The following is a 12,164-nucleotide window of genomic DNA, read 5'->3' as shown; positions in this document are numbered from 1 at the left end:
AACATGACGACCATGAACCTGGTGCTGCAAGGCCCTGACACGAGCATCGACACCCTGCGCCGCATCGCCACCCTCGCCAATCCGGCGCGCGTGACGGAGCTGGGCGCGCGCGCCATCCGCTGCGAACAAGTCGACTTTTCCGAGGCCCTCAGGCAGACCATCGAGGCGGCCGCCGGCGCGGCCCGCGTCGACGCCACCTTCATCGCGCCCGGACGCACGCTGGCCGACTTCAAGCTGGTCGCGATGGACATGGACTCGACCCTCATCACCATCGAATGCATCGACGAAATCGCCGACATGCAGGGCCTCAAGCCCCAGGTGGCGGCCATCACCGAGGCGGCCATGCGCGGTGAGCTGGAGTTTTCCGAAAGCCTGACGCGGCGCGTGGCGCTGCTGGCGGGCCTGGACGCGGCGGCTTTGACCCGCGTGTACCAAGAACGCCTCGCCATCTCGATGGGCGGCGAAGCGATGCTGGCGCAGGTGCGCGCGGCCGGCCTGCGCACCCTGCTGGTGTCGGGCGGCTTCACCTTTTTCACCGAACGCCTGAAAACGCGCCTGGGCCTCGACTACACGCATGCGAACGTGCTCGACATCGTCGACGGCAAGCTGACCGGGCGCGTACTGGGCGGGATCGTCGACGCCGAAGAGAAAAAGCGCACGGTCGAACGCGTGTGCGCCGACATCGGCATCGACACTTCGCAAGCGATCGTCATGGGCGATGGCGCCAATGACCTGCGCATGATGAGCATTGCCGGCCTGTCGGTGGCATTCCGCGCCAAGCCCGTGGTGCGCGAGCAAGCCGACGTGGCGCTGACCTACACGGGCCTCGACGGCCTGCTCGCCATCCTCGCGTAAAACGCTACAGGCTGCGCCCCATGCGGGTCAGCCGGATCACCACGCCAGCGGGCAGCGGCAGCGCAATCGGCTCGATCGGCGCGAAGCCGTGCGCCCGGTACAGCGGCTCGCCCGGCATGGTCGACACCAGTTCCAGCGAACCGAAACCGGCCTGCGCCGCCGCCTCCATGCAATGCCGCAGCAGCAGGCTGCCAAGGCCGCGCCGCGCCATCGCCGGCTCCACGAAAAATGCGCGGATGCGCGCCGGCTCGGTGGCCGGGTCGAGCAGGCGGTCGTTGCCATGCTTGGCGCCATCGCCGCCGAAATCGGTGGCGCGCCGGCTCCAGCCGCCGCAGGCGACCACGGTGGCGCCCTCCTCGACCGCGAAATACGTCCCATCTTCCACCAGCGCGCTGTCGACGCCGAACACCTCGCGCGTGACGGCAGCGGCTTCCTGCGGCGTGTAGAAACCATCGGCCAAGCCAATTCCGGAGCGCGCGATGAGTGCTTCGAGCTGCGCTTTTTCGGACATGCGCGCCGGGCGGATAGTGAACATGGCGAATCGATTCCTGATAACAGAGCTTGGCCAAGGGACGGCGGGCGAATTGAGGCTCAAGTATAGCGACAGACGCATGGTCGCCTGAAGCTGAGCAAGAAATTCCCTTCGTTTTTGACGCGTACCTAGTACATTTTCAAGTCAGCCGATCTGATCTACGTCAACATTTAGCGACGTTATCAGCACGTCCTTGCTGTTAATCTGGCGTTCTGCCCGGCCCGGGCATCGATTATTTCCAGGAGGTAACGTGCGCATACTTTCCCGTTTCTTCGTCCTGCCGGCCTGCCTGATGGCCGTTTCGCTGTACGGGTATGCGCAAGCGCCTGCCGGCATGGCGCTGGAAGTCGGGGCCGGTCCTGGCCAGATCGGCCTGGAGATGCATCCCAACCAGGACTGCCAGGGACCGGCCGCCATGGTCGCCGCCGGTGACGATGCGACGGCGCTGCTCGACAAGGTCAACGGGAAGATCGTCGTGCTGGCAGCCGCCGGAAGGCACGACATCGCGCTACCGGCCGACCTCCTCGAACCGGTCGATGTCATTGCCACGTCACGCGGCTTCCTGGTTGTCGGAGCGCTTGGGGAGGTCGCGATGGTGAGCGCGAAGGGCGACGTGCTGGCGCGCACCCGCACCGGCCACGATCCCGAGGCGGGCGTGCCGCGCCTGATCGCGCTGGCGGACGGCTTCGCCCTCGACGACCTCAATGGCAAGCGGGTCAATGTGCCGCTTTCGGCACTGCAGACAGGCACGCCGCTGCTTGCGAACCTGGCCGCCGCCGCGTCGTATGCCGCGACGGCAGCGCGTACCGATCCGACGACCATCGTCATCGCATCGGCTCAAGTGGCCGGCCCGCTTTCAACACTGACGCTCAAGTCGCGCATGCGCGTCGTCGACGCCCGGGTCCTGTGGGTCAACGAAGGCGAAGGTGCGCTGGTGGCGCTGCACGAGAGCCGGCGCCTGCCTCACGAGGCTGCCTACGTGCGCCTGCTCAAGGTCGATGCCGCCGGCGCCGCGCACGCCGAAGCCTATGTCCGCCCTGCTGCCTTCGCCTGCGATACCCGCCGTCCATACGCGCGCCGCGCCGACGGAACGGTGGTCAGCCTGGTTTTCCAGGACAACACCATCGCGCTCGATACCATCCAGTTTTCGCCGCTGGGCAAAGCCGAGCCGCTGGCACTCGGACCCCATCTTGCCGCTGCGACGCTGATCGCGGAACACGACGACACCTTGCGCGCACTCGAACGCCTCAATGGCGTTTCCGGCGCCACAAATATCGCCATGACATCCATCAGCGCCAGCCAGATCCTGCAACGCGCCCGCGCGCCGCTGGAACTGGTGTGGCGCCTGAAGGCGAGCGCATTCGAGCACGCCGCCGCCGCCAACCGGTGCGCTCCACCGTCAAACATATGGCGTCGCCCGCTCCGCCTCGACGGCTTGCTCGGCAAGGATGTCAGCGGCGTGCCTTACCGCTGGGGCGGCTACATGAGTGCGCTGGCCAATTTCTCCAAGCACCTCGACGCGGGACGGCTCGCCGGGGACGACTGCACCTGCCGCAACGTCAACTGCGTTTATGCCAACAGTACGGGGATGGATTGCTCGGGTTTTGTTTCCTACGCATGGCAAACCGGGCGCTACTTCACCACCGGCAGCCTTCCCGACCGGGCCGTGAGCAGGCCGGTGCTCTGGCACGAACTGTCTCCGGCGGACATCGTCAACAAACCGCGCAGCCATGTGCGCCTGGTCGAGTCGGTTCACAACGGGCCAGCGGGACCGGTGGTGGTCGTCATCGAATCGGCGGCGAACAAATCGTGCGGGGGCGTGTGCCGCAGGTCGTACACGCAGGGCGAGTTGCAGCAGGCCGGATACAAGCCACTGCGGCGTATAACCCTGAGCAATGAAGGGGAGCGCAAATGAGCACGCGGATTCGCTTTTGCTGGACCGTGTCCGCTTTCCTGTCGCCCGGCGCGGCGGCCCAGGACATGCAGTGCCTGTTCACTGCCAACCAGGGCGCGACCGTGCATATCAAGTACGAGTACAGCACGCCCGACGGCACCGGCGTTGACTATGGCACCGGATTCATTGTCTCGCCGGCTGGTCATGTGCTGACCAACGCCCATGTCGTCAGCCCGCAACTGAAAGACCTGACGATCAATTCAGCGATGGTGACCGTGCGCCCCGGCTCCCTGCTCAACCCGCCCGTCGAAGCGAGCATTGTCTCGCGCGATCACGAATCCGACCTGGCCCTGCTGAAGCTGCCGGCGGCGCCGGCGAATGCGCCGTGGCCGGCCGTGACGATCGCCGCGCCGGGCGATATTGCCGTGGGCGCCGCATTGAGCGGACTCGGCTTTGCCGGTTCGGCGGATCTGGCGCTGGTACCCGGCGGACAGAAAACGGCGCAAAACACCATCGTGGAAGGTCAGATCAAGCCGTGGTGGCAAACCAATCTGGCATTTAGTCCGGGCAATAGCGGCAGCCCGGTGTTCGGGCAATATGGCACGGTGGTCGGGATGGCGGTGGCATTGAACGACCGTGGGCAATCGATCACCTACGTGATTCCGATGGCCCGCGCGCAGCATCTGTTGAGCGCGGCCGGGGTGGGATCGAAGAAATCCGCCGCCTGCGCCGCCTACCCCGTCTGCCAGCATCCCAGCCACGGGATCGAACGCTATGCCATCGATGAACACAAAAGCAATTGGGGCGAGTGGCGCGGAGGCGGCTTCAATCGCACGGCCGCCTGCAATGACTATCTGGAACGGCTTAAAAAGGACTATCCCGGCGCTGTGCTGACCTTCATCCGCAACGACGAAAAGAGCAAGGATAAAGGTTTCCGGCAATTCGAATACCGTTACTACTGCGAGTTCCGCAGGCAGGAAAATCCCGTGTACGTGTCCAAGCAGAGTTCAGCATGCATCGAACCGGAGAAATGATCGCCGTGGCCAGGCGCTAAAGAAAAAAAACGCGCACTCTGGGTGCGCGTAAAAGGAGACGAAGGGTGCAGCGGCAGGCGCGGTGGAACGCCGTCCGCCTATCGTCTGGCTGTAATCCTCGTTCGATCGAGGTTATGCGGGATCTTCGCCTGCTCCACTGGCACGGCGTTGATTGTCAGGATGCCCCAGATGAAATCGTTGGCGACGATGTCGGCCGGCAGTTTTACCGTGCCCATGGGGTGCGAAGTGAGTTGCTTGATGTACGCTCTGCCGTCGCGGCCGAAGCCGGCGCTGGCGTGGCAGGAAATGCACGAGGAACGCTTGATCGGAATCCCGGCCGCGACCCGCTCGGTGAACGAATTGCCGTGCATGAGCGGCGCGCCGTCACGCGCGACAAACGCGATCTCGGACGCCTTGAGGCAGTAGTTGTTCCAGGCCGGCGCCACGCGCTTGACCTCGAACAGCTTTTTCAGGGCCGCCGTCTTGGCGCAGTCGGCGTACTGGCCATTCTGCGCACCGGCCAGCGGGGCGATCCTGCGCCGCGCCGCGCCGTAGCTGTCGTTGCAGCCCATGGTGTCGCAGCGGCCCGGATTGAGGCGGTGCTCGAAGCTGGCCCAGACCCAGTTCGGCGCATCCTTGGAACTGATATGCATGGCCACCAGCGCGAAGCTGGTGCCCTGCGCCAGCGTGGTGTGGAACTGGGCCCGCACCTGCGCGGCGTTGATGCGCACGCCGTTGCGTCCCAGCCAGGCGACCAGGGTCTCGACCGGCACCCAGTCGGCCTTGACCTGGACCGCGTCTTCCGGTAGCGACACGCGCCAGCCGCCCTGCGCCTTCTGGTAGGCGGTGGCCAGCCCGGCCTGGGTATTGAGCTGGTTTTGCACGATGTAGCGGTAGGTGGCGAGGTTGCGCCTGACTTCTTCGGCAAAGCACGGCGCCTGGCCCGGCTGCGGAGCCTGGGGTGGGAAATTGCCCGACACGGCATCGGCCACCGCGCCGCAGTCGCCGCTGGGAATGTCGGCGCTGCCATGCGGCGCCAGCACGCGCTGCAGCACGCTGCTGCGCAGGCGCCGCGGAGCGTCCTCGCCCGGCCAGGCCGGGGTCTCGGTGTAAATGTTCTCGTCGGTGGCCCAGGTTTCGAATTCGACCCGGCCGCGTCCCGCCGGCGCCACGATGCCGGCGAAGTGCTGCCATGCCAGGCGGTCGGAGTGGACGCCGCTGGCCAGCACGCCGCCGCTGGCGCCAACTGCGCTGGCGCGCGCCGGCAAGTCCACCGCCATCGCCAGCAGCGCCAGGCCGATCAGGATCCAGTCACGCAGCTTCAAGCATGACTCCATACGCGGTAATGCCGCTCGGCGGGGCTGATTTTTGCACCTTGCGGGCGGCGAACCACCCGGTCAGGCGGCCGTCCTGGCTGCTGATGATGGGGCACGAGGCGCTCAGCATGGTGCCGCGTCCGTTCTCGCCCACCAGCGCGCCACCGCCGGCCACCACGGCATTGCCGTGCGGGGCCGCCACCAGCGCGCTCGGGTAGCCGGTCAGGAGGCTGGTGTTCGAGACGATGTGGGCTTCCAGCGCCACGTCCGGGCCGGTGCGGATGCCGATCACGAAGGCGGTCACGCGGGCCTGGTCAACCGCGTCGTGGTCGCGCCCGGCGGCGCTCCAGCCGCAAATCTTGCCGTCGGCCCCGATCAGCGGGTAGCTGGCGGTGAGCATATTGCCGTTCACCGGGGTGGCGTAGTTATCCTGGGCGCCGCCGCCGGTGCCGATCCAGCCGGCGCCGAGCTTGACGCTCACGCCGGGCTCGGACACCAGTGCGCTGGTGGCGGAAAACACTTGCTGCTCGACCTTGACCGGCACGCCGTCGCGGGTGATACGGATGCCGACCGCGTACACCGCCAGCGGCACCGGGTCGGCCAGGCCGAAATCGCGGCCGGCGGCGGTCCAGCCGTTGAAGACGCCGGCGTGGTTGCGGGTCGGGTAGCAGGCGGTCAGCGTGTTCGATGTGCCGCGGCCCATGTCGTAGGCGCCGCCGCCGGTCAGCGTAAAGCCGGGCGGCAGCCATACCTGGGCCGTCGGCCCGGTTGCCCGGGTTGCCACGCCAACAAATGCATAACTCTCGATCACGATGCCCATGTTTCCAACTCTCTCCGGCGGATTAGCCACTTGCAGCCCGACAAGGCCACGCTTAGGTACATAGCAACTCCCGTGCCACACTGATAATTGAGGAATTGGTATGCCAATTCCTTGATTTACAAGGAAAAACATGTCAACGGGCATGTAAATAAGCATCTATTTACATGTCTGATAGCAAGATGACACGGAAGCGCCCGGAGGGGATGCGACAGGAAACGTGTAAAACACGTGTAAAGCAGAGGTTCTTTACATGTCAACAATTGACAGCTTTCCTCTATAATTGGCAATTACTAAACGCTGTGCCATGGAGCCGAACGGTGAATGATGTTGACAACACGCTGACGACGCAGCTTTTCTCGCAAAAAAATGGCATCACCAGTGCCTTGCTGGGCCTGACGATCCTGTGGCACCCGGAAACCGAGCGCATCGGCGAGCAGTTCATCGGCCCGGCCGAGGAAGGTTACATCGAGGTGTGCCGCTACGCGCCACTGTTCTTCCGTCCCGGCCAGGATGGCATCGCGCTGGGGCACCGGGCCATCGCGCGCGCGCCGCTGATGGTCTACCGCACCGCCAGCGATGGCGTCGAACTGGCCGCGCCGGACAGCCGCATGGCGCTCGAAGTCAATGGCACGCTGCTGAGCGGCACGCGCAGCTTTAGCCGCGACGAGGTGGCCGCCGGCGTGGTGCTCGGCCTGGGCGGCCATGTGCTGCTGTGCCTGCACTGGATGACGAGTTTTCCCCGCCCTAACCTGTTTCCCGGCCTGCTGGGCGTGAGCAGCGGCGCGATCGCCACGCGCGAGCTGATCCGCCAGGTGGCGGGCACCGACCTGGCCGTGCTGTTGCTGGGCGAAACCGGCACCGGCAAGGATGTGGCGGCGCGCGCGATCCACCAGGCCAGCAAGCGCAGCGCCAATCCGCTGGTGGCGGTCAACATGGCGACCCTGAGCGAGTCGCTGGCGGCGGCCGACCTGTTCGGTGCGGCCAAGGGCGCCTACACCGGCGCGCAGGCGCCGCGCCAGGGCTTGTTCGCCGAAGCCGATGGCGGCACCCTGTTCCTCGACGAGCTGGGCGACACCCCGGCGTCGGTGCAGCCGATGCTGCTGCGGGTGCTGGAAACGGGTTGCTACCGGCCGCTGGGCGCGAGCCAGGATGCGCGCACCACGGCGCGCCTGATCGCCGCCACCGACCAGGACCTGGACGCGCGCGGGTTCAACCAGCCTTTGCTGCGCCGCATGGAAGCGTTCGTGATCCGGGTGCCGACCTTGCGCGAGCGGCGCGAAGATATCGGGGTGCTGCTGCTGCACATGTTAAAAGGCTGCGGCTTGAAAGCCGAGCAACTGGCCGCCTTCCCGCCGGCGCTGGTGAGCGAGATGTGCAATTACGATTGGCCGGGCAATATCCGCCAGTTGGCCAACGTGGCGCGGCGCATGGTGATGGCCCTGGATGCCGGCGAGCGGCCGCTGCTGGCGCAGTATGTGCACGCGCCGGCGGCGCTGCGCTCGGCCAGCGCCAGCCTCGCGGCCCCGTACGAACAGGCGCGCAGCGCCAGCCTGAAAACGCCGCAGGAGAGCGCCCCGCGCCGCAAGCTGGCCGAGATCAGCAACGACGACCTGCTCGGCGCGCTCGAAGAACATGGCTGGCAGATCAGCGGCGCGGCCCAGCAGCTGGGCTTGTCGCGGCCCTCGCTGTACAAGCTGATCGAAGCGCATCCGGCAATCCGCCCGGCGGCCCTGATCCCGCGCGATGAACTCGACGCCGCCCTGCGCGCCGATGGCGGCGACCTGGTCCGCTGCGCCTCGCGCCTCAAAACGCCGAGCGAGGCACTGCGCCGCCATTTGCGGGTGCTGGGGCTGGACGCCGGCACCAGCTAGCTTAGCCGGATCAGGCCGGCAAGCTGCCGATGACTTCGCCTTCGGGCATGCAGGCGATGCCGTCGCCGCCTTCGGCCATGTCGGGCGGGGTGACGCCGGCGCCGACCACGCCTTCCGGATCGAAGGCGAACACGCGCGTTTCCTGCTTGCCGGAGCAGCGCGTGATTTCGACGGTCAGCACGAACGACACTTCCCAGCGGCCGGTGTCTTTGCCGACGCTGAGGAAGTTGTCCCATTTGCGCGAGATCGTGTGGTATTTGCGCCCCTGTTCCTCGCTCGCATGGGCATGGCCCGGGCCGAATTCGTCCGGAGCAATCGCCACGCAGGCGCCGGCCACGCCGTCGAACGGCGAGGCACTGGCATACACGGCCAGCTGGCCGGGCGCGATGCAGACGATTTGCGGGCGCGTGATCAGGGAGCAATCGAGCACCTTGAACGACTCGATCTGCTCGTAGCCACCCGCGCGCACCTTGATGCGCACCAGTTCGCCCATGGTGAAGTAGATGGCGCCGGCGTAGCGCCCGGTGACGGGATTGCCGTCCCCATCCTTGCGGCTGAACTTCCATTCCAGCGTTTCGCCGATCTGGTTAATGTCGAAATTGGCTTCCAGGAGCATCGATGTCGGTTTCTTCATTTATCACTTTCTGTGGTGGAATCAAAGTACCGCGGGTCGCGCCGCAGCGCGATCAGGTCGGGCTCGGCGTTGATGAGATGGACGGGATAACCGCGCTGGCGCGCCGCCGCCAGCTCCGCCAGGGCAAGGTCGCGCTCGCCGAGCAGCTCGTACGCCATGAGCGCGCGAAAACGCAGGTTGGGGTCGTCCGGCCGCATGTCCACGGCGCGCCGGGTGTGTTCGAGCGCCGCCGCGCGCTCGCCCAGGCGTGCTCCGTACAGCCCCATGCGCGACTGCAAGGTGGCTTCGCCGGGGGCCTCCAGCAGCAGCGGCTTGAGCATCCCGAGCGCTTGCCGGTACGCCTTGCGCGAATCCTCCTCGCGCCCCGGAATCCAGCGCAGGGTATCGCCCAGGTTGGCCCAGCGCAGGTAATCGGAATTGGTCGTGAACGGGGGCGCGACGGCGCGCTGGAAGGCCTCGGCCGCGCCGACGTAATCGCCACGGTTGAACAAGGCATTACCCAGGTTGGTGTAGAGACCGCCCGTCGGGCGCACCTGCAAGCCTTGCTGCAACACTTGCAGGCTTTCATCCATGCGGTTCTGGCGCTGCAAGGCCAGGCTCAGGTTGGCGTAGGAACTGACCGTGTCCGGTTGCAGCTTGATGCTGTGCCGGAATGCTTGCTCGGCGTCCTTGAGCAAGCCCTGCTCGAAAAACAGGGTGCCCAGCAAATCTTGCAGCACGTGGTCGGTCGGATGGATCTTGATCGCATCGCGCAAGGTGCGCTCGGCCTCGCCATAGCGGCGCAAGCGCGTCAGGGAGTTGCTCTTGGTAATCAGGCCGAACCAGTTGAGCGGATCCAGGCGCAAGGCATGCTCGGCCAGCGCCAGCGCTTCCGGCAGCCTGCGCTGGCCGGAGCGCACGGTCGACTGGGCCGCGTAGCCGAGCGCCAGCTGGGGATTGAGCTTGATGGCCAGCTGGGCGCTGGCATCGGCGCGCTTGAGCCAGGCCTCGTCCCGGTGTTCGCTGGTTTGCTTGAAGCTGTAGGCGAACGACAAGCCGGCGGCGGCGGCGGCATGCTCCGGATCGTGCGCGAGAATGGCGGAAAAGCTGCGCACCGCCAGGTCCAGGCTCTCGGGCCGCTCGAAGGTCCGCAGCGCGGTCAGGCCGGTCTGCATCGCGGTCGCTTCGGAAAAGAAGGGATCGTTACGCTGGTACCAGTCGCTCAGGTTGCCGCCGCGCAGCACGCCGCCCAGCCCGGCCGCGAGCGCGAGCGCGAGCCCGGCCACGAGCATGGCGATGCGCACTTTGTTCCGGCCCAGCCAGCCCGCAGCGCGCGCGGGCGCGGCTGGCGCGGGCGCTGGCGGCGCTGGATGGCGCAGGCGCAACGCCGCCTCCTGGACCGCTTGCATCGAGGCGAGCCGGTCCTCGGCCTGGCGCGCCGTCATGGCGCGCACCAGCGCGATCACGGCGGGGCTGGTATCGGCCGGGAACGGCCACAGACCCGAGGATGACTGGATGTGGGCAGCGGCCAGCGCCAGCCCGCTCAGGTGCGAAAACGGGCGGGTGCCGGTGAGCAGTTCGTACATCACCACGCCGAGCGCGTACACATCGCTTTGCGCGCTGAGCGTGGAGCCCATCATCAATTCCGGCGCCAGGTAGGCGATGGTGCCCTCGGTCTGGTCGAACACCACCGATTCGGTCGCCTGCGGATCGATCTTGCGCGCCAGGCCGAAGTCCATGATGCGCACCTTGCCGGACGCCTCCAGCATCAGGTTGGCCGGCTTGATGTCGCCGTGGATCAAGCGGGCTGCGTGGGCTTCGCGCATGGCGTCGGCCACCTGGGCTACAATATCGAGCACGGTGTGCTCGGGCATCGGACCGCTCTTGCCCGCTTCGCGCAGGGTGCGGCCATCGACGAATTCCATCACGATCGATTGCTGGGCGCAATCGCCCTCGATCGAAAAGATGCGCACGAAGCCCGGATGGCGCAGGGACGCGGCCAGACGCGCTTCGTCGAGCAGGTTGTCCGGCCGTGACGACAGCAATTGCGGTTTGAGTCGCTTGATGGCGATGGTACGCTGGAGCTTGGAATCCCAGGCCTCGTATACCTGCCCGAAGCCACCCTCACCCAACAGACGCTTCAGCCGATAATGACCCAGTTCTTGCTCATCCACCTGCAAATCGCGCTCCACGTCACTTGGTTATGCAAACATTTCCATAGTGTACATGTAGGAAGGTGTCAATGACAAAAAAGTTTCATCTCTTGCCAACGTTGTAACAAGCTGTAAGTAGCAGCGCCGGCACCCACCGTTTGCCTATAGTGATAGCATCAGAATGAGGAGTTTCCCGCCATGAAAAACCTGTTACTTATCGGGGTAATGGCCGCACTGGGCGGCTGCGCCACCTATCCATCTTCACAGGGCCGTGTCCCGCCCTCCGATCCCTACCAGTGGCGGGTGGTGTCGGTGACACCGGTCGCGCCCGGCACGGGCGAGCGCGTGGCTGCGGCCTCGCCCACCGGGTCGCGCGTCGAGTATTCGTCGCGCCCGGTGCAGGTCGTCGAGCGGGTGTATGTGCCGCAAACCGTGTACCTGCCGGCGCCCGTGTACGTCGAGGAGCCCGCCTATTATTATCCGCCGATCTCGCTCAGCCTGGGATTCGGCTTCGGCCACTCCTGGGGCCACCGCGGCTACGGGCGCGCGCATGTCGGGCGCGGCTGGCGCCACCGCTGAGCGGGCGCCGTCACGCGCTACAGGTAGCCCGTTTCGGCGGGCGGCTGGTCCCACTGGTCGTTGCGGCCATCCACGTAGCGCACCGGCACCCACGACAGTTCTTCGTCGCTGACGCCATCCAGGCAGGCGATATTGACCCCGTAAAACTTGCCCAGCCGGGGCGACTGGCCGATGCCGAACGGGCGCACTCCGCAGTGGCGGCAAAACAGGTGGTGCTCGATGCGGCGCTGGAACTGGTAATCGCTCAGCTCCGACGCACCGCACAGCAGGCGGAACGATTCCGGCTTCACGATGGCCGCCCACCAGCGGATCTTTTTGCACATCGAACAGTTGCAGCGCACTGTTTCCTGGCTCAAGTCGATATCGGCCTCGAAGCGCACCGCGCCGCAATGGCAACTTCCAAGATACGTTTTCATCGTCGGTTCAGCGCCTCGCAGTGGGGTCTGGTTGGATCGTAGTTTCAGTCAAGCATTTGACGTGAGTGTACCAGCAAGCCT

General features: G+C 66.0%; 11 protein-coding genes. 5 read left to right on the top strand and 6 right to left on the bottom strand.

The window, feature by feature from the left end:
- Positions 1-12 precede the first annotated feature (12 nt).
- Entirely contained in the window at positions 13-855 is an 843-nt protein-coding gene (serB, locus tag PO883_RS27580) for a phosphoserine phosphatase SerB (RefSeq protein ID WP_289312626.1), read from the top strand.
- 4 nt (positions 856-859) lie between these two features.
- Here serB and PO883_RS27575 read toward each other — a convergent pair whose 3' ends face one another.
- The gene (locus tag PO883_RS27575; RefSeq protein WP_289312610.1) at positions 860-1,390 is read right to left on the bottom strand and encodes a GNAT family N-acetyltransferase; all 531 of its coding nucleotides are present in this window, start codon (positions 1,388-1,390) and stop codon (positions 860-862) included.
- A gap of 247 nt (positions 1,391-1,637) precedes the next feature.
- Here PO883_RS27575 and PO883_RS27570 point away from each other — a divergent pair, with 247 nt between their 5' ends.
- On the top strand, positions 1,638-3,302 hold the full coding sequence (locus tag PO883_RS27570) for a hypothetical protein (protein WP_289312609.1): 1,665 nt from the start codon (positions 1,638-1,640) through the stop codon (positions 3,300-3,302).
- On the top strand, positions 3,299-4,315 hold the full coding sequence (locus tag PO883_RS27565; RefSeq protein WP_289312608.1) for a serine protease: 1,017 nt from the start codon (positions 3,299-3,301) through the stop codon (positions 4,313-4,315). The genes PO883_RS27570 and PO883_RS27565 overlap by 4 nt, the downstream gene beginning before the upstream one ends.
- Before the next feature lie 98 nt (positions 4,316-4,413).
- Here PO883_RS27565 and PO883_RS27560 read toward each other — a convergent pair whose 3' ends face one another.
- Together PO883_RS27560 and PO883_RS27555 are read right to left on the bottom strand one after the other, a co-directional pair.
- Entirely contained in the window at positions 4,414-5,640 is a 1,227-nt protein-coding gene (locus PO883_RS27560) for a hypothetical protein (RefSeq protein ID WP_289312607.1), read from the bottom strand.
- Complete coding sequence (locus PO883_RS27555) at positions 5,627-6,451, bottom strand: hypothetical protein (protein WP_289312606.1); 825 nt, start codon at positions 6,449-6,451, stop codon at positions 5,627-5,629. The genes PO883_RS27560 and PO883_RS27555 overlap by 14 nt, the downstream gene beginning before the upstream one ends.
- 317 nt (positions 6,452-6,768) lie before the next feature.
- Between PO883_RS27555 and PO883_RS27550 the strand changes: the two genes are divergently transcribed.
- Entirely contained in the window at positions 6,769-8,322 is a 1,554-nt protein-coding gene (locus PO883_RS27550) for a sigma 54-interacting transcriptional regulator (protein WP_289312605.1), read from the top strand.
- A gap of 10 nt (positions 8,323-8,332) precedes the next feature.
- Here the strand turns inward: PO883_RS27550 and PO883_RS27545 are convergent, their stop codons facing one another.
- Together PO883_RS27545 and PO883_RS27540 are read right to left on the bottom strand one after the other, a co-directional pair.
- A complete protein-coding gene (locus PO883_RS27545; protein WP_289312604.1) occupies positions 8,333-8,956 on the bottom strand; it encodes a hypothetical protein in 624 nt (207 codons plus the stop codon).
- Entirely contained in the window at positions 8,953-11,109 is a 2,157-nt protein-coding gene (locus PO883_RS27540; RefSeq protein WP_289312625.1) for a serine/threonine-protein kinase, read from the bottom strand. Before PO883_RS27540 ends, PO883_RS27545 begins: the two co-directional genes overlap by 4 nt.
- A 177-nt stretch (positions 11,110-11,286) precedes the next feature.
- Between PO883_RS27540 and PO883_RS27535 the strand changes: the two genes are divergently transcribed.
- Positions 11,287-11,667, top strand: coding sequence for a hypothetical protein (locus PO883_RS27535; RefSeq protein WP_289312603.1), 381 nt, complete (start codon positions 11,287-11,289; stop codon positions 11,665-11,667).
- Positions 11,668-11,684: 17 nt separating this feature from the next.
- Here the strand turns inward: PO883_RS27535 and PO883_RS27530 are convergent, their stop codons facing one another.
- Positions 11,685-12,083, bottom strand: coding sequence for a GFA family protein (locus tag PO883_RS27530; protein ID WP_289312602.1), 399 nt, complete (start codon positions 12,081-12,083; stop codon positions 11,685-11,687).
- Positions 12,084-12,164 lie beyond the last annotated feature (81 nt).

The organism is Massilia sp. DJPM01, assembly GCF_030348125.1.
Classification (GTDB): Bacteria; Pseudomonadota; Gammaproteobacteria; order Burkholderiales; family Burkholderiaceae_D; genus Telluria_A; species Telluria_A frigida.
The sequence above is the reverse complement of the archived record's forward strand: the minus strand, read 5'-3'. Positions and strand labels throughout refer to the sequence as shown.